Raw genomic sequence first — 22,893 nt, 5'->3', positions numbered from 1 at the left:
CCTATCTATAGGAGAGCACACGCAATAAAAAGAGTATGCACCCGGCAAGCACCACCAGCAGCAGCGTGGCCTCCCTGACCGCCCGGACAACCAACACCCCTCGTTCAGAGAGGGGCCCCTCGGCTTCCCCGATCCGGTAGACCCCGGGTTTCTCAAAGAGCACCCCCGTCCCGCCGGCGATCAGGGACATCGGGATCCCCCCGTTGAACCCGGGCCGTTTCTTCCGATCCCGGACGAAGGTCTGCCAGGCCGTTCGTCCCCGCCCGCGGAGAGCAAAGATCAGCAGCAGCAACAGGCCGGTGACCCGGGCCGGGATGTAACTGAGCAGGTCGTCAAGCCTGGCCGGCGCCCAGCCGAGCCGTTCGCGTTCGTCCCGGTATCCGAGCATCGCATCCATCGTATTGACCGCCCGGTACACCGCGGCACCGGCCAGCCCGAAGACCAGGAAGAAGAGAAGGGGAGCAATGATGCTGTCGACCAGGTTCTCTGCCATCGACTCGTAGGCCGCCGAGAGGATATGCTCCCCGTCCAGTGCTGCTGTGTTCCGCGAGACCAGCCGCTGGACCTCGCGCCGTCCCGAGCCGAGGTCAGACCCCACGGCCGTCACGACCGCGGTCGCGTGCTCCTCCAGCGAACGCCATGCAAAGCAGGACTTGAGCAGAAACGGGCCTGCCACCAGGTAGAGGGCGAGCGGGGCATAGGTCGAGAAGAGCCAGAACGGCAGGGCGAAGAGCGTGGCTGTCAGCACGGTTGCAAAGAGGCCGATCGCCCGCTGTACCCGCGGGTGCCAGCGTTCAGGCCGGCCCCAGAGACCGATAAACGTGCCGAGGAGCGCGACAGGATGAAACCGGGAATGGGGGTCCCCGATCATCCGATCCACCAGCAGAGAACCTGCCAGGACCAGGAGGGTTATCCCTGCCGGTGGGAGTACCATTGAACCAGGATCCCTGCGAAGAGGAGAACGAAGGCGGTGAAGTTCAGCAGGTCCACCCGCACATACCACCAGAGCAGGTACAGAAAGAGGCCGACGATCGCAAAGATCTGCACCACCGGGGGTGTCGAGGTTTCAGGTTCCACATAGACCGGGTACTGGGTCCGCTGTCGCTCTGCCACCTCCTTCACCACCTTCGGCCGGATCACCTGCACCTCGATGGTGTCCCTGACCGTCCCGTACCCGGTGACCACATTGATCGAGAAGGTCCCCGGATAGGCGTCTTCACGGATCGGAAGGTCAAAGATCATCTCGTCACGGACAAAGATGTTCTGATGCGTGAATTCGGTAAACTGCCCGGCGTCCACGGCCGAAAAAGAGAGGTGGACCGGGGCACCGTAGTTGATCAGCCGGAAGGTGAGAGGCCGGCCCACCCCGACCTGGAGCGGGTCGCGGGGGACCTCGAGCGAGTTGATCCTCTTCCGGTTCAGGTAGATCTCGTTGGCCTCCATCAGACTCACCACTATGCCGTCTTCTGCTTCGGGAGCAGGTCCGGGATCCCGTCATGGATTGGGTACCCGGTCCTGCAGGCTGCACAGAAGAGCGTACCTTCCAGGACCTCCGATTCGTTCTCTTCGGCCACCTGCAGGGAAAGGTCGCCCTTGCAGATCGGACAGCAGAGAATCTCCATCATACTTCTTCTCATATCACTCACCAGTCCTCTCTTCTCTGTCAACACCGCAGTGTTAGAACTCGTCACGCAGATCGATGATCTGGGAGAGTTCAGGGCCGGTCGAGATCAGCGTGATCGGCCGGTTGATATCATCCTCGGCCGCACGGAGGAATGCCAGGGCCTTCGGGGTCAGTTTCTCATACTCGGTCACACCGAAGCAGGCCTTGTCGACCTTATCGATCCCGGTGATCGCGACCTGTGTACACCCGTTGATCATCGCCGAATACCGGGCCATCTCCCCGTCCCAGCATCCGATCCGTCGTTCGCGGTGAGTGACCGTTCCGAACTCCTGAAGACCGAGTTCCCCGGACTGTTCATGCGACATCTCGGTGGAGAAAGGACCTTCCCCGACCCTGGTCGGGTAGGCCTTGAAGACCACGACCACATCGTCGATCCCGGTCGGGCCGACCCCGATATCTGCCGCGATCTGGGAGGCCGAGGTGTCCTTGCTGGTCACGAACGGATAACTGCCATAATAGAGCGAGATACCAAATCCCTGTGTTCCTTCAAGGAGGACGACCTCATCATTATCGATCGCCGTGTTCACCTCGACCGGAACATCGATCAGGTACTCCTTCAGTTCGGGCAGATCCTGTGCCAGCCTGCCGACCCGCATTACCCGATCCGCATTGGCCGGGCCGCAGCCTGTACCGGTGGACCCGATCTTCTGGGAGAGATGAACGCTGGCCTTATCTGCTGCAATATGCTTCTCTTCGATGACACCACACCGCCGGTCGACGAAGATCCGCCCCTTCACACCCAGAACATCGACCTCCCGCGCCAGCACACGCGGGTCGACGAGCACCCCTGCCCCGATACAGAGGCGGGCATCAGGATAGACGAACCCTGAAGGGACCATCCTGACGCCGTACTCCTTGTCACCCACCTGGACGGTGTGACCTGCGTTTGGGCCTACACCGCCCCGTGCAATGATTGTGGGCTCATCTGCATGGGCAATATGTGCGACAATCTTCCCCTTTCCTTCGTCACCAAAGAATCCACCTACTATCACGGTACAGGTCATTATTCTATCATATACTGTGGGGTGATTCACCCTGATAAACATTTATTCTCTCAAAGTTGAGATCCTGCCTGGGAGAAGCGTGCTCGATTTAAAAAAAGTGTGGTTGCAATGAACCGGCTGGTGCTGAATAAACAATGGATGTTACTCTTCTGAAGAGGAGGTCTCGGCCGCAGCCTTCCTCTTCGCCTTCTTCTGCTCGCGCATTGCGTGCAGGCGTGCCGTTCTGGCTGCATCCTCATCAGCTGCAGCGGCCTTCTTCACGTAGATCGAGCCATAGATGACCTGCCCTTTCTTCGTCCGGTGCCGCTCGCCGAGGTCGCCCTGGTAGAATGCGAAGACCGCCTTCTGACCGTCGACCTCCCGCTCCACGTCACTGATGTACTTGAAGCCGGGCATCATCACATCGATGGTCCCGAAGACCGTGATCTCACCTTCGACCATCTGGCCGCCGACCCTGCTCTTGGCGTTACCCTTGACGATGATAATCCCGCCCTCTGCATGGGTGGCGACATGGACATCCACATCACCGTTGATGATGATCGTGCCGCCATTCATGAACGTCCCGATGTCGCTGCCGGCGTTGCCGCCGACGCGGATCAGACCGCTCTGCATCCCGCGCCAGTCGCCACGGTATGCCGACCCGAGATAATTGCCTGCGTTCCCTTCGATCAGCAGCTCGCCGCCTTTCATACCGGTGGCAGCGAAGGCGTCGACGTTGCCCTTAACGGTCAGCTTCCCGCCTTCCATCCAGGCACCGACATACATGTCAGCGTTTCCTTCGATCACCATCTCACCGGCTGACATCTTCATGCCCAGGTACTTGACCCGGGAGAAGTCGCCCTTCAGGACGACCTTCGTCTCTGCTGCGGTGAGGCCGGCATTGCCGGCGATCTCGAAGTATTTGCCTACCGTGAACTGTTCGACCCCTTCATAGACATGAAGGGCTGCGATCTCAGCGGCACTCTTGCCTGCGAATCCGTCAGGGGAGATGTGCTCTGCCTCAACGAAGAGTTTCGGCTGTTCCTTGATTGTGACTGTGACTGTTTCCATACCCCTCACCTCACTCTGTCGCATCGACCTCGAGCACATACGGGTTCGGGAGATAGTGGTGCCCGGAGACTTCGTAGTTGTTCTGGTTGACACTGTAGTATTTCAGGAACTTCTCCTCGACATCGTGCATGACCTGCGGGTTGTCCCTGACCTTTGCATCGACCCAGAGGGTCCGCTTGTTGCCGTTCGAGATGATCTCGCCGTTCTTGACCACATGGACACCGGACTTGAAGACATCCGCTGCACAGGTGAACGCCGTCTCGATCTGGTCGGGCGTGTAGGGTGCCTCCGGGTTGAAGTTGTAGACGACAACGTCTGCGTCCATACCCGGCTTCAATCCGCCGCACATTTCCGTCAGACCGAGAGCCTTTGCCGGCCCGGCCCGGGTCATCTGCGACAGTTCGTAGAGCGTGATCTCACGATCGAGTTCTGCGAGGTTCGTGGCATCGATGACCTTCTGGCTCCACTTGAACGCGTCAAGCTGCTCCTGCCGAGCTTCCTGGCTCATCAGCCACTTGAAGAGGCGTGGGTACCGGGTGAACGGCCCAGCATTCGGGTGGTCGGTGGTGATGAAGGTCCGCATCGGATCCTTGGCGTAGAGTGCCAGTTCAAGGCCGATGGCCCACTGAATACCACAGACCTTGACGTTCGGGCTGTAGATATACGGAACGATCCCTGCTGCGGTCTCGAGCTCGACGTCGACGTTCGCCCACTTCAGGTGGTTCAGCTCGGTCAGGTGGTGCTCGAACGGTCCGTCGGCGGTCATCGTCGTCGTCTCATCGAGGGTCACACATCCGAGGTCGATCGTCAGGTTCTTCTGACCGTTCACGTAGTCCATCATCTCCTTGGCCTTGGACTCGAAGTTCAGCCAGCTGTCGCCACCATAGGAGTGGAACTGGAGATGGGTGTGGTGCATCACCTGCTCACGGCCGAACTTGTTGTGGGTCTTGTACCCTTCGGCAAGTTTCAGCGTGTCGAGCGTGGTGGTATAGTTACCAGGGTTCCCGAGGTTGTTGGCATGGACATGGATCGAGTGCGGGAGACCGAGGTACTCGTTCGCCTCGAGCAGTCCCTTCACAATCTGTGCCGGGGTGATGTCGAAGTACGGAACCGGATCATTGACAGAGAGACAGTTCAGTCCCCATGCCCAGGCTTCGGTGCCGCCGGGGTTCACGACCTTGACCGCGTATCCCTTGGCTGCACGGAGCAGCCAGGCGATGTACGCAGCCGCGTTCTCGATCTCATTGTTCTTGAGGTACTCGAGCATGAACCAGTTGTTTCCAAAGACAGGGAATGCACCCTGGTCGATGATCGGCGTATCGCAGATCTCTTCATGCACATGGCGTGCGTACAGGGGGGGCATCGCAGCCTCCATCACTGTCGTGTAGCCCATCTTTGCATAGGTGTATCCGGTCTTGAAGGTGGTTGGGATCGAGAAACCACCGGCCATCCGGGAGTTCGCAGTCTTGGGGGTGTACCCGAAGAGCTTGTCCTCTGGACGGTAGTTCCTTCCTTCGTTCACCTTCGGACCAGCCACGTGGGCATGGATCTCAACCGCACCGGCCATGACCGTCTTGCCGTTTGCGTCGATCTGCTCTGCCTTGGAGGAGAGCTCGGACGTCTCGACGATCTTGCCGTCCTTTATTGCGATATCGGCCCTGTCTCCTTTGACACCGGACACTGCGTCAAAGACAAAGCCGTTCTTGATCAGGTATTCTGTCATGTATTTACGCACCCTTGATCTGATTTACCCGGTCTCGGACCCTTGTCAGGAATTCAGTGTCGGTCAGCATCCCTTCTGGGGGCTCGACAACCTTGCGGGACTCGATCGGGACGTTATCCATACGATAGCAACACCCGCCAACCTCGACCCCGACAAAGGCCACAGGGACGTGCAGTTTGCAGACATCAGTGGTCGGGGTGATGTGGGGATCGACCGCAACTGAAGGGAGCCTGGAGATCTTCTTCACCGAGCTGATCGGGAAGTGTGCACCAGGGTCGCTACCGATCACAAAGACCGAGTCGACCTCGTCCCTGCGGAGCAGGTCGTTGGAGGTGGTCTCGCCGGGGTTGTACCGAGCGAACCCTCGTGATAGATCGGTGGCGAACGGGAACCCGAACTGCCAGCCCATCACTGCGCCTGAACCGGTCACATTGTAGTGACCCCGCATGGCGATGATGCTGAACTTGGTGTACTCGTTCATATCCTTGGTCAGCATGATGGCGATGTCGATGTTGTGGTTCTTACCGAGGGACTGGGTGACACCCATCCCGAAGAAGATGATACCAAACCGGGCGTCCTTCATCAGCTCGGCCGCTTCGTAGATCTTCTCCTTGGGGATCCCTGCAACAACGTCAGGAAGAGGCTCACCGCGAATTGCAACACGGAGTGCCGAGAGAAGTTCGTAATCCCTGCCCTGTTCGAGCTGCAGATGGACATCGGCCATCTTGGCCGTGTCGGTGTTCCGCGGGTCGACAACGATCATCTTTCTGGACTTCTGCCCCTTGCCCATGAACATTCCACGCGGGAAGATTGAATACCGCGACATGTGCCGCGGGTGGGCGTGCGAGGGGTTGCATCCCCAGAAGATGACGGTGTCGGCACGATTCTTCACCTCACCGAGCGTGCAGCTCGGGATACCGACATCCTGAATGGCGAGCAGAGACGAACCGTGGCATACTGTGGCCGTGTTGTCGATGATTGCACCGACACGCTCGGCGACCTGGTATCCCATCGACTGAGCCTCACAGCTGGTCGACGACCAGCCGTACATCAGCGGCTTCTTGGAACCGGCCAGCATCTGGGCTGTATACTCGACGGCCTCATCATAGGAGACCTCTTTGTAGGTACCGTCTGCCTGCTGCATCCGCGGCCTGGTCACCCGGTCCTTGGCCTGGGAGTGGAGGAACTTCTCTGCCCCGATTGCACAGGCATTGTAGACCTCGAGGATCTTCTTGCCGTCGTCGGAGACCGTGACCTCAAGGTCATCACAGAGTGTCCCACAGAATGGGCATATCACATCAGTAACTGCTTTTGTCATACTCATTCACCTCTGCAGAGTTTCTGCACCAGTTCAATTGAGCCGAGGACCGGTTCGTTCATGGCGACCTCGACGGTGATCGGGACGCCCTTAAAGGTCGGCATCCCTGTCGAGTAGGTGTTGGGATCGACGATAGCATTGGCCCAGGGTCCCATTGGGATCCAGCCGAGCCCGGGGTGGGGACCCTGGGTGGCCTCGATCGCCTTCACCACAACAGTGCCATACGGGCTTGTAACACGTACATTCGTGTTCCGCCATGCACCCAGCTTCTTGAAGTCTGAAGGGTCCATCTCGATGATACCACAGGCGTCCCGGTAGGCCGGCTTCTCCTTGCCGGCTTCCATCGAGACACCCTGCTGGATTGTCCGTCCAGATATCAGATTAAGGCTGATCTTCGTCACTGAATCATCCCTTCTTTATGCTTGCTTTGCTTCCTTGTTCAGCGGACTTGGTCCGAGCTCTTTGGTGGTCTCGACCACATCGGTGATGACCTGCGCCCACTTGGCACCTTCTGATGCCGAGACGAAGGTCATCCGAAGACGCCGGTCATCCAGACCGATGTTCTTCAACAGGCTCTTGACCATGAACATCCGCTTTGCAGCCTTGTAATTTCCTTCAAGGTAGTGGCAGTCACCGAAGTGACAGCCAGATACCAGTACACTGTCTGCACCGTCGGAGAATGCCTTCATGATGAAGAGCATATCGACGCGGCCGGTGCACATGATACGGATCGTCCGGACATCCGGCGGGTACTGAATACGAGCACCGCCGGCCAGGTCTGCTCCAGCATAGGAACACCAGTTGCAGATGATACCGAGGATCTTCGGTTTCCATTCTTCAGCCATTTACTGCTCACCTCCAACAAGGAACGAATCGATCTGCGAAAGGATCTGCGGGGTGGTGAAGTGGTTCATCCAGATTGCTCCACCTGGACAGAACCCACCACAGGTTCCACATCCCTTGCACTTTGCTTCTGTGACCTGCATAACCATCCGGCCGTCCTTCTCGACGAGCGCGAGAGCGGAGTAGGGACAGAGATTCACGCACATGCCGCAGCCTGCGCACTTCTCTTCAATGCACATGGCGAAGTAGGGCTCGAGCTCGACCTGCCCCATGTGGATCGGAATCGATGCTGCAGAGGCAGCACCTTCTGCTGATGCCACCGTGTCAGGGATATCCTTCGGTCCCTGGCAGACCCCTGCAAGGAAGACCCCTGCTGTGGTGGTCCCGCACGGGTTCAGCTTTGGATGTGCTTCAAGGAGCCATCCGTCCTGAGAACAGGAGACCCCGAAGAGTCTTCTGGTCTTCTCGGTCATATCGGTCGGCTGAACAGCCGAGGCGAGCACGACCATGTCGACCTCCATATCCATCGGTGCACCGAGGAGGGTATCCTCAGCAAAGACATGCAGGTTCTTGGTCGCCGGATCCTCCAGGATGTTGGCGACACGCCCTCTGATGAACTTGGCACCCTCGTTCTGGATACGGTAGTAGAACTCCTCGTACATCTTCCCGAAGGACCGGATGTCCATGTAGAAGATATACGGGATTGCGCCCGGGATCTTCTCCATGATCTGGTGGGCGTGCTTGAGCGAATACATGCAGCAGAATCTGGAGCAGTATGGCTTGCCGACGCCGGTGTTGTCACGAGACCCTGCACAGAGGACGAACCCGATCTTCATCGGGGTCTTGCCGTCGCTCGGGCGGATCAGGTGACCACCGGTCGGACCTGACGCACAGATCAGCCGCTCGAACTCGAGGCCGGTGATGACGTTATCGTACCGCTTGTATCCCCACTCTTCCTTCTTCTCGATCGGGAAGAGTTCGTACCCGAGTGCGAGGATGACGGTTCCGACCTTCACCTGAACCAGTTCGTCCTGCATCTCGAGGTCGATTGCCTTCTTGGTGCCGCAGGCCTCAACGCAGAGGCCGCACTTCACACATGAATCGAAGTCGATCTTGTAGATCAGCGGAACTACCTGGGGGTGGTTGATATAGATCGCTTTTCGTGGAGCCATCCCGATCTCGAATACGTTCGGCTTCACGACAGGGCAGACTGAGGTGCAGTCACCGCAGCCGGTGCAGCCACCGCCGACGATTCCCTTCGCCTCTGCCTCCTTGGGGGTGAGCACACCGCGGGCCTTCCGGCGGATCGTCACGTCGAAGTTACCGATGTACCCTTCGACCTCCTCGATCTCTGCACAGGTGTACAGCTCGATGTTCTCACTTCTTCCGACATCCACCATCTTTGGGGAGAGGATACACTGCGAGCAGTCCAGGGTCGGGAAGGTCTTGTCGAGCTGGGACATGCGTCCACCGATCGACGGTTCCTTCTCGACCAGATAGGTCTTGATCCCTGCTGCGGCGAGGTCGAGTGCGGCCTGCATCCCTGCAACCCCTCCACCGACGACCATCGCTGCCTTCTCTACAGGCACCGACTTAGGATAGAGATCCTCGAGGAGTGCTGCCTTGGCGACCGCGATCCTCACCTGATCCTTGGCCTTCTCGGTCGCACCCTCAAAGTCGTGCATGTGCACCCATGAGTTCTGGTCCCGAATGTTTGCCATCTCAAACCTGAACGGGTTCAGTCCACCCTCCTTGGTGGCAATACGGAACGTCGGTTCATGGAGACGTGGCGTGCATGCAGCGACCACGACACCGGTCAGGTTGTGTTCCTTGATCGCATCGCCGATCTTGGACTGTCCCGGGGTCGAGCACATATACTGATAGTTATCTACGTGGGCTACGTGGGGGAGGGTCCGTGCATACGCCTGCACATCCTCAATAGAGAGAGAACCTGCAATATTTGTACCGCAGTGACACAGGAACACCCCAACTCTGGGTTCTTGATTCTTCTTGTCTTCTACCATGTTTCGCATCTCCATTAGAGGACCTTTTTCAGGTACGGTTCACAGCTGATCGCATGCAGGTCGAGCGCCAGTTCCTGTGGGCTCATACCCTGGGCAAGCCCGAGCAGTTCTGAGTAGTGGAAGACCGGGAGGTTGTAAGACTTACCGAACTTCTCCTGGATCTCGATCTGTCCCCGGTCGAACTGGAGCTGGCAGAATGGACAGAGTTCAGTGACCGCATCAGCACCCGCTTCCGTCATGTTCGTCAACTTCTCGTTGGTGATATCGAGAGCATGAACCAGGTCGTACCCACGGACACCGCCGCCGGCACCACAGCACTGCATCTTGTTTCTGTACTGGACACTCTCGGCACCGAGTGCCTCGACCAGTTCCTCAACCCACATCGGGTTCTCAGTGGACCCGAGATGGCGTTCCTTCTTCGGCTTGATCAGGTGACACCCGTAGTGGACGGCGACCTTGGTGCCAGTCAGCGGTATCTTGACCGAGTCGCGGATCTTGTCGACGCCGCAGATCTTTGGATCATAGAGCAGTTCACCGAGGTGATAGACATCGATCGTTCCCTTGAACTCCATGTCCACCTCTGCGAGCACTTCGTTGACTGCATCGCGCAGTTCTGCGTTGTGCTTCAGCTTCTCGTTCACCTCATAGATGGACTTGTAGCAGCCATTGCAGATCAGGGCAATGTCCATCTTCATCTCTTCGGCGAGCACGATGTTCCGAGCCGCCATGGCGTACCATACATTCATATCGATAGACCCGAAAGCACCCGGGGCAGGGCAACAGCTTGCGCCCTTGAGCGGAACAAGGTCGATACCGAGATTCTTGCTCGTACGAATTGCAGCCGCTTCACTACCGGGGTACCTGTTCGGCGCGATACATCCGAGATAAAAAGCATATGTATGCATCTTGTATCATCCCTCGTTTTCTGCGATAATCCTGTCAGAGTTCTCTTTGAGTTTGTAGTGGTCCAGGATCTTCTGGATTCCCTTGATATATTCAGGATACATGTGCGTGGTCGGCGGGTCTCTGGTCAGACCGAGCTTTTCACGGGCAGCCCTGTTCACATCGTTGTTTGGAACGCCGTGACCGGTCTTGTAGATGGCCTGGACGGTCTTTAAGAAGTTGATCGGAATGATATCACGCTTGAATGCGAGGTTCCGCATCGCCATGATCACATCAGTCGGGGCAATATCACGCGGGCACCGGTCTGTACAGGAGTAACAGGTCGTGCAGAGCCAGAGATCTGGATCGGTCAGCGCTTCGTTCTCAAGACCGAGCACACCCTTCCGCATAAACTCGCGGATCCGGTAGGTGCTCCGCGGCGCAGATGGGCAGCTGCCGGTGCAGGTTCCGCACTGGAAGCACATGTGCGCTGTGGTCATTGAAATATCTCTGATATCTTTGGTAAACTGAGGGTTTGAATCTGATGTACGCATATAGCGGTCTCTCAGTTTCTCGTTTAATTTCTCGTCCGGGTAACCTTTTGATTGTGCCATTTGACTACCTCACGCATTCCCGAGCATCTTCAGCCCTACTTCACCCGGCTTATCCTCTTTTACCTTGGATGTCCGCTTGGTGAAGAGCTTGTCACGAACACGCTTGAAGAGGTCGGTCTCCTTGCCCTTCATCTTCAGTCCGGTCCTCTGCAGCACGATGATATCCTCACCCGGGCATGCATTTACACAGGCCCCGCACTTGATACAGAGGTCCTTGTTGACCGCAATCGTCGGTTCGACAGCTCCAGCCATCTCACCTGCAGGCTTGGCCGCCGGCAGATAGATCGCATTTGCCGGGCAGATCTCGACACAGGTCGAACAGCCGCCGGGACACTTCTCTGAGTGGAACTCGATCTCACCCTCGATCAGCTTGTCGATGGTGATGGCCTCGGTCGGGCAGTTGGTCGAGCACCAGGTGCAGGTGCAGCAGTCTTCATTGACGATCTGGACCTCTCCCTTCATCTTGTTCGCAGTGACCGTCCGCTCAACGGTGATCGCCTCGGTCGGGCACATGTCCACACAGACCTTGCATCCGTCGCACTTGGACTCGTCCCAGAGGACTTCGCCCTCGACCTTCCCTGAATCAGCAGAGAATGCCTTGTGCTTGACGTCGATGGCCTGGCAGAGTTCGCCGCAGATACCGCAGAGGGTGCACTTCTCATCGTCGACCTTGAAGGTGGTCGTGGACGTAAGGGCACTCTGCCGCTTCGCGCCGTCCTCTTCGGTCCCTTCATATTCCGGGACATTCCGGTCAATGGCATCCCGGGGGCAGACATCTTCGCAGATCGTGCATCGATTGCACTTCTCCTGGTCGATGGTCATGGTCCGGTCATACTGTGGGAACCCTTCCTTCTCAACGATAGGGAGCCGCTCTTCGCCGTCGACCTTCAGAGTCAGGGCGTTGAACGGGCACATACAGACGCAGACACCACAATACGAACACTTGACCTCGTCGACATCGATCGGTGCCGCATAGTCAATGGCGCCTCTCCGTGCAGCTCCGACGAGTCCAAGGACGATCGCTTCCTCAGGGCACGCCTCTACACAGATACCGCACCCAGTACAGGTTTCTGCATTGAGGATCAGGTTGTTGACGTTCTGAAGGAGTTTCTGCTCCATCACAACGTTATCTCCTTCCCTCTTCTTGGAGAATTTTGGAAACATTGTCATACGATAAACCTCATTTCATCTTTTTACTGTACTTTAGCTTCAGACCTGGATCCCCAGGGACCTTCCAGCCTGATCACATCGTACGGGCACGCTTCAACGCATACCCCACACCCGGCACAGAGTTCACTCTTGATGTCAATCACGACAGATTTGCCGTTCTTGACCCGGTAGATCTTCTCATTTGTGACAGGATCAACCGTATGAAGCTCTAGTGCACCGACAGGGCACGCAACCACACAATTGTTGCAGCCGGTACAATGCTCTAAGTTTATGTGCACTGCAAACGCCATGTTTTTTCACACACCAGCTAATTATCGATGTTTTATCGATTACGAGAAGATTGGTAAAATAATATAGATAAACCTTCTGCGTTCATACCGGTAAAATCAGCCCAATTCAGGGGGTTAATCAAAGAGATCATATTAATCACGCCAATAATTAAATATTTTTGTAGGAGAAAGCCCTGAATCGTTATGCGCCACGGATTGTGATTAGAAACATTATTCTGCCACCATTGTGAAATTTCCTACAGAGGAATTAGTAATGGAATATAATGGAGTACCGATCGATGACACCTATGCCGAGGCCTTCCCAATCTGGATCTCGCGGGTGCTCATCACTGCTGCGACGATGGACCTTGCCTATACCGCTGCTGTCGAGGCGAGCGGGTTTGCAACCTCATGTATAGGATGTGCTGCTGAGTGCGGTGTCGACACCTTCGTCCCCGCCGAGGAGACCCCTGATGGAAGACCCGGCTACTCGATGCTGATCTGCAACCCATCCAAGAAGAAACTGAAAGAACAGCTGATCGAACGGATCGGCGAGTGCATCCTGACAGCCCCGACCACGGCAGCCTTCAACGGCATGCCTGACGCCGAGGAGAAGATCCCGGTGAAGCTCCACTTCTTCGGAGACGGATACGAGTACCAGCAGAAGGTTGGAGACCGGGATTGCTGGGCCATCCCGCTGATGGGCGGCGACTTCATCATCGAAGAAGAGTACGGCGCAGTCAAGGGAGTCGCCGGCGGCAACTTCTTTGTGATGGGCGAGAACCAGATGGCAGCACTGGTCGGAGCCCAAGCAGCCAGCGATGCAATCAGCGGCGTCGAGGGAGCCATCACCTCGTTCCCCGGCGGTATCGTCGCGAGTGGTTCGAAGGTCGGTTCGAAGAAGTATAAGTTCATGAACGCCTCAACCAACGAGGCCTACTGCCCGTCCCTGAAGGGAAAGGTCGAGGGTTCCAAGATCCCTGATGGTGTGAACTCAGTCTTTGAGATCGTCATCGACGGTGTCGACGCCGATACGGTCGCCGACGCGATGGGAGCAGGGATCAGAGCGGCCTGCATGATCCCGGGCGTGAAGTTCATCAGCGCAGGGAACTACGGTGGCAGCCTCGGCCCACACCAGTTCCACTTAAAGGACCTCTTCTGAGTCCTGGCGAAGATGCCCATGCATCTTCTCAACGCTTTTTTTTAACCTGCCGTGGGGTGCCAGATCCCATCAATTGATAAATCTGAAATTCCTACCAGTGAAACGCGCTGATCGATGAGGTCGGACCAAGAGCATACGGAGTTGATTGTTGATGGACCGCTATATCTGTCTTGAATGTCACTACATCTATGACCCGATCAAAGGGGATCCAAAGAATGGGATCGAGCCCGGAACCCCGTTTGAGAAACTGCCCAAGACCTGGCGATGCCCCGAATGCGGGATCTATGTCACCAAGAAAGGGGTCTTCAAAAAACTGGATGACTGATACGGGTGCACCCCTGTCATGGGGAACCGTTCACTTTTTTTTAAAATTAATTCCGTGACCTTTTTTATGTGGTGTCTTCACCGTTCTGGAGACGCAGCCACTGGGAGTACTCCCGCCGGAGTGTCTCGAGTTCCTCCCGTGAGAGGTCATCCCTGCCGGCGGTATGGAGGAAGTCCTCGAGCTGAACGACCACGTCCTCAGCGTCCCGGTAGTCCCTTACATCCAGATAGACCGGGGCCCGCTTGGCATTGATCACCTCGCCACAGACATGACAGAGTTTCCAGCGCTCGAACCGGTCCACATACGTGAAGGTGGAACAGCCGGGACAGCGGAGAACGTGAAACATGGACAACGCAAGATGCGATTTCAGATGTAAAAAACTCTTCGGGATTGTTCTCCTCGATGCACCGGATGAGCACTGACCACCCTCCGTAAGGAACACCGGAGAGGTGAAGAGTTATCCTTCCAAGTGTTCAATAAGATCACAGGAGAAGTATCCACATGGCCAGGATCCTGATCATTGATGACTCATCGTTTCAGCGGGGAATTATCAGAAAGACGTTGTTGCAGGCCGGTTATGAGACCGTTGAGGCAAAAAACGGGAGGGAAGGGCTGCTGCAGGCCCGTGACGCCGCCCCTGACCTGATTCTGCTCGATCTGGTCATGCCGGAGATGGACGGGTTCGCCGTGCTCACAGAACTGCAGAAACAGCAGAACCGAGTCCCGGTGGTGGTGGTGACCGCCGACATCCAGGAGATTACCCGGGAACAGTGCCTCGCACTCGGGGCGGCAGGGTTTCTGAACAAGCCCGTGAAGACAGAGGATCTGATCACGGCAGTACAGGGCGGGCTCGGGGTATGACCAAGGCACCACCGGTGCTGACCGGGGAGAAGAAGGACGCCCTGATGGAACTGATCAACATCGGGGTCGGCAGGGCGGCGGGGATGCTGAACCAGATGACCTCGCACCAGATCTCACTGCGGGTCCCATCCATCGCCCTGGTGACCATCGACGATCTCGACGGGGCGATGGAAGGGCGAACGGACGACCTTCTGGCCGCCGTGAAGATGGATTTTACCGGCACTTTCTCCGGCACAGCGGCCCTGATCTTTCCAACCGCAAGTGCGGCCCAGTTAGTCTCGTGCCTGACCGATGAAGAACTGGGGACGCCTGACCTCGATGCACTCCGGGCGGTGACGCTGATCGAGGTGGGCAATATCGTCGTGAACTGTGTGATGGGCTCGATCACGAATATGCTCAGTGAACAGGTCAGGTACAGCCTTCCAGTCTACCAGGAGGGGTCGATCGTCTCACTGGTCTCTTCTGATACAAAGAACGTCGACGAGTGGATGTTGCTCGTACAGACCCGGTTCAGTATCGAACAACTCCAGATCGAAGGGGATATTGTGCTGATCCTCGAGGTCGGGTCGTTGGACGCGCTCTTCGCTGGGATCGACCGACTGAGTGCAGGGTCTGTTGAGTGATTATGCAGATCAAAGAGACCTGGGACCCGTATGTGCTGCTGGACGCAGTGCCGGTTGGGATCCTGGTCCTGGACAGCGAGATGATCGTCCGTTTCTGGAACAACTCCCTGGCCCGGTGGACCGGAATCAGCAGGGAGACGATCACCGGGAGGCAGGTCGGGGAGTTCTTCCCGGACCTGGTATCCCCGGGGATTATGATGCGGCTTTGTGCAGTCTTTGAGCAGGGGGCGCCGGCCGTCTTCTCGTCCCAGCTCCACCGGTACCTGATCCCTGTACTGCTCGCGAACGGACGGATGCAGAGTCAGAAGACGACCGTGACAGCACTGCCGTCAGGGGAGGAGGGGCGGTATCACGCCCTCTTCTCGATCGAGGACGTGACCGAACTGGTGGACCGGGTCGAGGCCTACCGGGAGATGCGCAACCAGGTGCAGGAGGAGATGGCCTGCCGGCTGCAGGGAGAGGAGAAGATCAAACAGAGAAACAACGAACTCTCGATCCTCCACCAGATCACCCAGGTCGCCACCTCATCTGCATCGGTCGACGAACTGGTGACCCTTGTCCTCGGGAAGGTCCTCTCACTGCTGAACTTTGAAGGCGGCGGCATCTACCTGATTCGGCAGGAGACTGCAGACCTGATCACTCACCAAGGGCTGCCGCCAGAATTTGTCCAGAATATCCGATCGGTCACCCTCAACCAGGACCCCTTTCGAACAGTGATGATCGATGGACAGCCCTGGTACTGTATGGACATCAGCCAGCTCATGCCTATCACCCAATCCGCCGGTTTTAAGACCCTGGCTTCCATCCCCCTGATCGCCGATGATCGGGTCGTCGGTGCGATGAACATTGTCAGTTCACGCATCCATCAGTTCACCACCGATGAGAAAGGTATCCTCGAGTCGATAGGCAGGGAGATCGGGGCTGCGGTCGTGAAGACCGAACTGCAGGAGCAGGTGCGGTCCGCCTATACCAAGGCGAACCTGTACCTCGACATCATCACCCATGATGTGAACAATGCGATCACGGCGATGATGATGTACGCCACCCTGCTGACCGAGATCCTTGAGGGGGAGGAACGCGAGACTGCAGAACGACTGCTGACCGGGATCGAGAAGAGTGGAGAGATCATCAGGAACGTCTCCACGATCCGGCGGATCCATGAGAACCACACGCCCCTGAAGAGTACCGACCTGGTCAGGGTGATCAGATCTGAAGCGGAACACTTCGATTCCACCAGGATCACCGTTCCTTCAGGAGAGGTGATAGTGATGGTTGATGACCTGGTCGCTGAGATCTTCACGAACCTGATCGGAAACAGCCTGAAGTTCGGGGGACCGTCGGTGCAGGTGCAGGTGCGGGTCGAGGATCTCGGGGAGATGGTCAGGGTCTCGGTCGAGGACGACGGTCCCGGGATCCCCGACGCATTGAAGGAGAGGGTCTTCAACCGATTTTCGCGGGGAGTGCATGACTGTTCCGGGAAAGGGCTCGGGCTCTTCATCACCCGGTCGCTGGTCGAGCGGTACGGCGGCACGATCCTGGTCGATGACCGGGTGCCGGGCGACCCCGCCCAGGGAGCAGCCATCAGGTTCACCCTGAAGAGAGCGCCGGCACAGGGGGCCCGACGGGCCTGACAAGGTATTTACCAGTACAGAAGCAAGGTATCACATCCAGAATCTGGTGACCTGATGGTACAGTCAAGCACATCAAGACTCAGGAAATTTGTGGCTCCAGAGTTTGTCTACGGCAGCGGGGCCCGGATGCTGGCCGGGCAGTATGCCCGGAACTTCGGGGCCAGAAAAGTGCTGCTGGTCACCGATCCCGGCGTGGTCAGAGCCGGGTATGCAGGCGAGGTGCTGCAGACGCTGACCGGGGTCGGGATCTCGGTCCACCTCTTCGATCAGGTCTCGCCCAACCCCCGTGCAGAGGAGGTGATGGAGGGGGCACTGCTGTACCAGGCCGGCGGATGCAGCGGGATCGTCGCGGTCGGAGGTGGATCGGCCATCGATTGTGCAAAGGGGATCGGGATCGTCTCTGCACACCATCAGCATATTCTCTCCTTTGAAGGGGTGGACCTGGTGAAGAAGCCCGGTCCGCCCCTGGTCTGTGTTCCGACCACCGCCGGCTCCTCGGCAGATCTCTCACAGTTTGCGGTCATCTATGACCAGACCAGGAGACGTAAGTTCGCGATCATCAGCAAGGCGATCGTCCCCGATGTCTCGCTGATCGACCCTGACACGCTGGCCACCCTCCCGCCACACCTGATCGTTGCGACCGGGTTCGATGCCCTGGCCCATGCCATCGAGGCCTTCGTCTCCAATGCCAGTTCTCCGATCACCGACCTGCACGCTCTGGCGGCGATCAGATTGCTGGCCGCCTGCCTTCCAAAGGTGCAGGAGGGGACCACGGCCGGGCAGCGAGAAGATCTGATGCTCGCGAGCCTGGAGGCAGGGCTGGCCTTCTCGAATGCGAGCCTCGGGGCCTCCCATGCGATGGCCCACGCCCTCGGCGGACTCCTGGACATCCCGCATGGAGTCTGCAATGCGCTCATCCTCGAAAAGGTCATTGCATTCAACTTTTCAACGGTGCCAGAACGGTACGCCCGGATCGGAGAGGCGCTGGGGCTGGACCTGTGTGGCCGGTCAGATCAGGAGGTGAACGAGGCGGTCTGCACCGGGATCAGGGACCTGGCCGAGTATATTCACGGGAAACCGGACCTCAAGGCTCTCGGGGTGACCAGGGACGTGATCTCGTTGATGGCAGCCGATGCTATGGGAGACCCCTGCATGGTGACCAACCCGAAGAGACCAACGATGGAAGAGATCGAGGCGATCTATGAAGAACTCCTCTGATGATCGCTGGGACCGGCTGCGTGAGCAGATCATCGGACTTGGTGAACATTCCACCAGGAAGAATTATTATCCGGAGCTGCAGGCACGGCTCGCAGACCTGGAGCGGTTCAGGGCCCTCCTCGACCAGTCCAATGACGCAATCCTGCTGATCCGACTGCCTGAAGGGGAGATCACGGATCTGAACTGGTCGGCATGTGAACAGCTCGGGTACCGGCGGGACGAACTCCTTCGTCTCCGGATAGGCGACCTGGTTCCCGGAGGTCTCCCCGACCTGTGCTGGAAGGAAAAGGTTGTCGACCGGCACTGCACGCAGACCGTGACCACCAGTCTGACCAGGCAGGACGGAAGTTTTGTCTGCGTTGAGATGACCCTCCGATTCACCAGTTTCGGCGGAAGCGACTACCTGGTGGCCGTGGCCAGGGACATCTCCGAGCGGAATCGGATCCTGGAAGCGCTGACCGAGTCGGAGAACCGGTACCGGGGGGTTGTTCAGCAGGTCTCCGAAGGGCTGATGATCGTGGACCCGGAGATGGGCGGAATCGTGGAGACGAATGCAGCACTCCAGCAGCTGCTCGGATATACTGCCGCGGAGCTGGCCCTCCTCTCGCCTGTCGACCTGGTGGCGGACGGGCCGGCCGACCTGACCACCGACCCGGCCGGCACGACCCCGGTCGAGGGGGAGTTCATCCGCAAGGATGGGAGCCGGGTGCCGGTGGAGGTCAGGAAGAACCCGATCACCTACCCGGAAGGAAAGGTGGTCTTCTGCTGGATGATCAGGGACATCCGGGGACGCCGGGCGCTCGACCGGATCAAGCGGGAAGCCCTGCTGCAGATCGAGCAGAACATCCTGCAGTTCGCGACCCTCGGCGACCATATCAGAAATCCGCTGGCCGTGATCGTCGGGCTCACCGACTTGGAGAATGGAGCGTACGCCGAGAAGATCCTCATGCAGGCTGAGGAGATCGACAGGATCATCGACCGGCTCGATCGGGGATGGCTCGAGTCGGAGAAGGTCCGATCCTTCATCAAAAAGTATTATTGATCACTTTCACCCTGCAGCATTCACCCCTTTTATCCAGCCGGCGCCAGATGCTGATCAACCATATGTCCACCCCGATCGACCAGATCTGCAGCAATCTTGCCGCCAGGATCGACGTATCCCGAGACTATACGGTGATCGCACACGACAACCTCTATCGGGCGGGGTTCTCCGATTCATACATCTTCTCATCCGCCTATCAGCGCGGCCTCGCAAGAAAGGAGGAACTGCTCGCAGCCTATGAGGAGGTCCCGTTCGATGAGGCGCTGAACGGGGAGGAGATCATGATGCCGGACGGAACGAGCTGTTTCCGGATCACCGCGTCAGTCCCGTACCGGCTGGACCGATCGGACCCTGACATGCTGCCGGCCCTGCTCTGTGAAGATCTGACGCTGGTCCCGGGGATCGGCCCTGCAACAGCGGCGAGCCTGCGGCGGCGGGGATATCTGACGATCAGGGACCTGGCCTGGCATCGCCGGTTCAGGGAGGAGGCCGGCAGGGTACAGCATAGGATCGATGAGGCTGACCGGAGAGATCTCCTGGCATTGATCCTCTCGCGCCACTCCCGTTCTCACCGGCTCGCCTTCCTAGCCGGGTCACCCCCGGAGGAGAGCGACCTCCTCTTCTTCGATATCGAGACCCTCGGGTTCTTCTCCCGGCCAATCATCCTCTTCGGGCTGGCCAGGCTCAGGCAGAACCGGCTGATCACCACCCAGTACCTCCTGCAGGGGGTCAGAGACGAGCAGACGGCCCTGCAGGCCACGATCGATGAGTTCTCGCCCGGGACCGTACTGGTCACCTTCAACGGGCGGTCCTTCGACCTGCCGTACCTGCAGGAGCGGTGCGCCTACTACCGACTGCCGCAGCCGGTTCCGCCCCAGATCGATCTCCTCCATCACAGCCGGTCGCTCTGGAAAGATCGGTTCCCGGACTGCAAACTCGGGACCCTGGAGGCAAAGCTCTGCGGGACGGTCCGCGAAGATGACCTGCCGTCGGCGATGGTCCCCGAGTTCTACGCGGCCTATCAGCAGACCGGGAACCCGGGTCCCCTCGTTCCCATCGTCGAGCACAACCGGCAGGACCTGGTCACCACGGCACACCTCTTCGGGCTTATCAGGGAGGTCTATCATGACCGCTGAAGCCCTCCTGGCCGCCCTCGAGAATTCTGACCGCCACCGCCGGCGGATCGCCGCAGTCAGGACCCTCGACGGGCGAGAAGCCGCGTACGGCTCCTTGAAACGGCCGCTCTCCCCCCGTCTCTCCCAGATGCTCGACGAACGCGATATCCATCTGTACACCCACCAGTGCAGGGCTATCGAGGCGTGCAGGCAGGGGAGGAGTCTGATCCTCACCACCCCCACAGCCAGCGGCAAGACCCTCGGATTCTCCCTGCCGGTGCTCGAGCGGCTCGAAGCGGAGCCGGCCGCCACCGCCCTCTTCATCTACCCGACCAAGGCCCTGGCCAGGGACCAGATGCGAGTGCTCCTCGACCTGGAGGCGTCCAGCGGGATCCGGACAGGGCCGGCGGTCTACGACGGGGACACCCCCCAGGGGAGGCGTCCGCAGATCCGGAACCAGTCCAGGATCGTGATCACGAACCCGTACGAACTGCACCAGGTGCTCCCCTGGCACTACAAATGGTCCCGGTTCCTGGCCGGGCTGCAGTTTGTCGTGATCGATGAGGCGCATCGGTACCGGGGGGTCTTCGGCTCCTCGATCGCCCTGCTGCTCCGGCGGCTGGAACGGGTCTGCCGGGGGTACCGACGGACCCCGCAGTACCTGCTCTCGACCGCGACGCTGGCGAATCCGGAAGAGTTCGGAGAACTGCTGACCGGCCATCCCTGCCAGGTGATCGAGGGGAACGGCGCCCCGCAGCAGGAGAGGCACGTGGTTCTGTACAACCCGTACGTAGCCGGGGAGACGGGGTCGACGATCACGGCCGCAGCCGAGGTGATGCTCGACGCAGTCAGGCAGGACCTGCAAACCCTCTGCTTCGCCCAGTCCAGGAAGACCGCCGAGGTGATCACGACGGTGGCGAAGGAGTACCTGCTGCAGGCAGGGGAGGGGGACCGGTACGAGCTGGCGGCCTACCGGGCCGGGTACCTGCCGTCCGAGCGGCGGGATCTCGAGAACCGGCTCCAGCAGGGGCTGCTCCATGGGCTGACGACCACCTCGGCCCTGGAGGTCGGGATCGATATCGGCTCGCTCGATGCGGTGGTACTCTGCGGCTACCCGGGCACAATGATCGCGACCTGGCAGCAGATCGGTCGAGCCGGCCGGCGGGAGGTGCCGTCAGTGGCGGCAGTGATCGCCCAGCAGGGGCCGCTGGACCAGTACTACATGCACCACCCCGAGGCGTTCTTCGCCGCGCCGCACGAGCAGGCGATCCTCGATCTCGGGAACCCGGCGATCGTCTCCGGGCAACTTCTCTGCGCTGCTGCAGAACTGCCGCTGACCGACAACGACCAGGACCTCTTCGGTCCGCTCTTCTCCCCGCTGACAACCGCACTCGTCCGGGAACGGCTGCTGGCAGAGACCGAGTCCGGCCTCGTCTACGCCGGGAGACAGCGGGCCACCGAGGCGGTCAAGCTCGACGGGCTGAGCGGCGATATCTTCCGGGTGGTCGCCGACGGCAGGGTGCTGGAGACCCTCGACCGGCACCAGGCCTACCGGGAGGCCTTCGCCGGGGCCATCCTTCTCCACCAGGGGGAGACCTTCGCGGTGACGACGATGGACCCGGAGAACCTGGATATCACCGCCGAACCGGTCGACGTGGAGTACACGACAAAGCCGCTCCACGCCACCGATATCACCGCCGGTGAGGTCGCGACCACCGTCACCTACCCGGGCCTGACCATCGAGACCGGAGACGTGACCGTGCAGGACACCTTCACCGGCTACCAGATCAGGCAGTACGGCGAGGTGCTCGCGACCCATCACCTCGACCTGCCACCCCTGACCTTTCAGACCCGGGGTGTCTCGCTGAAGTTCTCCAGAACCCTCCCCCAGGACCTGGCAGAGGCCGGCCTGGACCCGGCCGGTGCGCTCCATGGGGCCGAACATGCCCTGATCGCGGTGATGCCGGTCCACCTGCTCTGCGACCGGCAGGACATCGGCGGGGTCTCAATGGTGATGGCACCGGAGACCGACGGGCCGTTGATCTGCATCTATGACAGCTGCCCGGGCGGGGCCGGGCTGACGGCGAGGGTGCCCTCCCTGCTCGGGCGGCTGGCGGCGATGGCAGGGGACCTGGTCGCCTCCTGCCCCTGCACCGACGGCTGCCCGGCCTGCATCCACTCCCCAAAATGCGGGAACGACAACGCCCCGCTCGACAAGCAGGGGACGGTCATGGTGCTCAGGGCTATCACGGCTGCCCTCACCCCATCCTGAAACCCGGACCCGGACCGGAGGTCTCACACCCTCGCTCTTATATCCGGTGTGCGACCATCTGAT

General features: G+C 59.0%; 24 protein-coding genes. 9 read left to right on the top strand and 15 right to left on the bottom strand.

Going from position 1 to position 22,893, the window contains the following annotated elements; all coding sequences use genetic code 11:
* Position 1 precedes the first annotated feature (1 nt).
* The 14 genes from cbiB to ACFKSJ_RS11640 all read right to left on the bottom strand — a co-directional run bounded on the left by cbiB (position 2) and on the right by ACFKSJ_RS11640 (position 12,602).
* Entirely contained in the window at positions 2-934 is a 933-nt protein-coding gene (gene cbiB / locus ACFKSJ_RS11705) for an adenosylcobinamide-phosphate synthase CbiB (RefSeq protein WP_440949979.1), read from the bottom strand.
* The gene (locus tag ACFKSJ_RS11700; RefSeq protein WP_440949978.1) at positions 910-1,443 is read right to left on the bottom strand and encodes a DUF7524 family protein; all 534 of its coding nucleotides are present in this window, start codon (positions 1,441-1,443) and stop codon (positions 910-912) included. The genes cbiB and ACFKSJ_RS11700 overlap by 25 nt, the downstream gene beginning before the upstream one ends.
* Positions 1,444-1,454: 11 nt before the next feature.
* Entirely contained in the window at positions 1,455-1,637 is a 183-nt protein-coding gene (locus ACFKSJ_RS11695; protein ID WP_440949977.1) for a methytransferase partner Trm112, read from the bottom strand.
* A 40-nt stretch (positions 1,638-1,677) separates the two neighbouring features.
* Positions 1,678-2,688 carry an adenylosuccinate synthetase gene (locus ACFKSJ_RS11690; RefSeq protein ID WP_440949976.1) on the bottom strand — a complete coding sequence of 337 codons (1,011 nt, stop codon included), beginning with the start codon at positions 2,686-2,688 and terminating at the stop codon, positions 1,678-1,680.
* Between the two features lie 141 nt (positions 2,689-2,829).
* Positions 2,830-3,738, bottom strand: coding sequence for a formylmethanofuran dehydrogenase subunit C (locus tag ACFKSJ_RS11685; RefSeq protein ID WP_440949975.1), 909 nt, complete (start codon positions 3,736-3,738; stop codon positions 2,830-2,832).
* Positions 3,739-3,748: 10 nt separating this feature from the next.
* The gene (locus ACFKSJ_RS11680; RefSeq protein ID WP_440949974.1) at positions 3,749-5,461 is read right to left on the bottom strand and encodes a formylmethanofuran dehydrogenase subunit A; all 1,713 of its coding nucleotides are present in this window, start codon (positions 5,459-5,461) and stop codon (positions 3,749-3,751) included.
* Positions 5,462-5,465: 4 nt separating this feature from the next.
* Entirely contained in the window at positions 5,466-6,779 is a 1,314-nt protein-coding gene (locus tag ACFKSJ_RS11675) for a formylmethanofuran dehydrogenase subunit B (protein ID WP_440949973.1), read from the bottom strand.
* A gap of 2 nt (positions 6,780-6,781) precedes the next feature.
* Complete coding sequence (locus ACFKSJ_RS11670; protein WP_440949972.1) at positions 6,782-7,180, bottom strand: molybdopterin dinucleotide binding domain-containing protein; 399 nt, start codon at positions 7,178-7,180, stop codon at positions 6,782-6,784.
* 15 nt (positions 7,181-7,195) lie between these two features.
* A complete protein-coding gene (locus ACFKSJ_RS11665; RefSeq protein ID WP_440949971.1) occupies positions 7,196-7,624 on the bottom strand; it encodes a hydrogenase iron-sulfur subunit in 429 nt (142 codons plus the stop codon).
* Positions 7,625-9,646, bottom strand: coding sequence for a 4Fe-4S dicluster domain-containing protein (locus ACFKSJ_RS11660; RefSeq protein ID WP_440949970.1), 2,022 nt, complete (start codon positions 9,644-9,646; stop codon positions 7,625-7,627).
* A 14-nt stretch (positions 9,647-9,660) separates the two neighbouring features.
* Positions 9,661-10,551 carry a CoB--CoM heterodisulfide reductase subunit B gene (gene hdrB / locus ACFKSJ_RS11655; protein WP_440949969.1) on the bottom strand — a complete coding sequence of 297 codons (891 nt, stop codon included), beginning with the start codon at positions 10,549-10,551 and terminating at the stop codon, positions 9,661-9,663.
* Between the two features lie 6 nt (positions 10,552-10,557).
* The gene (gene hdrC, locus ACFKSJ_RS11650; protein WP_440949968.1) at positions 10,558-11,142 is read right to left on the bottom strand and encodes a CoB--CoM heterodisulfide reductase subunit C; all 585 of its coding nucleotides are present in this window, start codon (positions 11,140-11,142) and stop codon (positions 10,558-10,560) included.
* Between the two features lie 9 nt (positions 11,143-11,151).
* On the bottom strand, positions 11,152-12,312 hold the full coding sequence (locus tag ACFKSJ_RS11645; protein WP_440949967.1) for a 4Fe-4S binding protein: 1,161 nt from the start codon (positions 12,310-12,312) through the stop codon (positions 11,152-11,154).
* 23 nt (positions 12,313-12,335) lie between these two features.
* Positions 12,336-12,602, bottom strand: coding sequence for a 4Fe-4S binding protein (locus ACFKSJ_RS11640; protein WP_440949966.1), 267 nt, complete (start codon positions 12,600-12,602; stop codon positions 12,336-12,338).
* Positions 12,603-12,855: 253 nt separating this feature from the next.
* On the opposite strand from ACFKSJ_RS11640, the gene fhcD reads away from it, so the two are divergent.
* Together fhcD and ACFKSJ_RS11630 are read left to right on the top strand one after the other, a co-directional pair.
* Positions 12,856-13,743 (top strand): formylmethanofuran--tetrahydromethanopterin N-formyltransferase, encoded by an 888-nt coding sequence (gene fhcD / locus ACFKSJ_RS11635; RefSeq protein WP_440949965.1) that lies wholly within the window; start codon positions 12,856-12,858, stop codon positions 13,741-13,743.
* Positions 13,744-13,894: 151 nt separating this feature from the next.
* Positions 13,895-14,068 (top strand): rubredoxin, encoded by a 174-nt coding sequence (locus tag ACFKSJ_RS11630; RefSeq protein ID WP_440949964.1) that lies wholly within the window; start codon positions 13,895-13,897, stop codon positions 14,066-14,068.
* 64 nt (positions 14,069-14,132) lie between these two features.
* On the opposite strand, the gene ACFKSJ_RS11625 is transcribed toward ACFKSJ_RS11630, so the two are convergent.
* Complete coding sequence (locus ACFKSJ_RS11625; protein ID WP_440949963.1) at positions 14,133-14,414, bottom strand: DUF1922 domain-containing protein; 282 nt, start codon at positions 14,412-14,414, stop codon at positions 14,133-14,135.
* A gap of 155 nt (positions 14,415-14,569) precedes the next feature.
* On the opposite strand from ACFKSJ_RS11625, the gene ACFKSJ_RS11620 reads away from it, so the two are divergent.
* The 7 genes from ACFKSJ_RS11620 to ACFKSJ_RS11590 all read left to right on the top strand — a co-directional run bounded on the left by ACFKSJ_RS11620 (position 14,570) and on the right by ACFKSJ_RS11590 (position 22,830).
* Complete coding sequence (locus ACFKSJ_RS11620; RefSeq protein ID WP_440949962.1) at positions 14,570-14,929, top strand: response regulator; 360 nt, start codon at positions 14,570-14,572, stop codon at positions 14,927-14,929.
* A complete protein-coding gene (locus ACFKSJ_RS11615) occupies positions 14,926-15,552 on the top strand; it encodes a chemotaxis protein CheC (RefSeq protein ID WP_440949961.1) in 627 nt (208 codons plus the stop codon). The genes ACFKSJ_RS11620 and ACFKSJ_RS11615 overlap by 4 nt, the downstream gene beginning before the upstream one ends.
* A gap of 2 nt (positions 15,553-15,554) precedes the next feature.
* The gene (locus ACFKSJ_RS11610; RefSeq protein WP_440949960.1) at positions 15,555-17,183 is read left to right on the top strand and encodes an ATP-binding protein; all 1,629 of its coding nucleotides are present in this window, start codon (positions 15,555-15,557) and stop codon (positions 17,181-17,183) included.
* A 90-nt stretch (positions 17,184-17,273) separates the two neighbouring features.
* Positions 17,274-18,401 (top strand): alcohol dehydrogenase-like regulatory protein ErcA, encoded by a 1,128-nt coding sequence (gene ercA, locus ACFKSJ_RS11605; protein WP_440949959.1) that lies wholly within the window; start codon positions 17,274-17,276, stop codon positions 18,399-18,401.
* Entirely contained in the window at positions 18,385-19,443 is a 1,059-nt protein-coding gene (locus ACFKSJ_RS11600) for a PAS domain S-box protein (RefSeq protein WP_440949958.1), read from the top strand. Before ercA ends, ACFKSJ_RS11600 begins: the two co-directional genes overlap by 17 nt.
* Positions 19,444-19,490: 47 nt before the next feature.
* A complete protein-coding gene (locus tag ACFKSJ_RS11595) occupies positions 19,491-20,579 on the top strand; it encodes a ribonuclease H-like domain-containing protein (protein WP_440949957.1) in 1,089 nt (362 codons plus the stop codon).
* On the top strand, positions 20,569-22,830 hold the full coding sequence (locus ACFKSJ_RS11590; RefSeq protein ID WP_440949956.1) for a DEAD/DEAH box helicase: 2,262 nt from the start codon (positions 20,569-20,571) through the stop codon (positions 22,828-22,830). The genes ACFKSJ_RS11595 and ACFKSJ_RS11590 overlap by 11 nt, the downstream gene beginning before the upstream one ends.
* Positions 22,831-22,893 lie beyond the last annotated feature (63 nt).

It is taken from the genome of Methanosphaerula subterraneus, from assembly GCF_052055875.1.
GTDB classification, from domain to species: Archaea; Halobacteriota; Methanomicrobia; order Methanomicrobiales; family Methanospirillaceae; genus Methanosphaerula; species Methanosphaerula subterraneus.
Note: the sequence above shows the minus strand (reverse complement) of the source record. Positions and strands in the feature narration are given on the sequence as shown.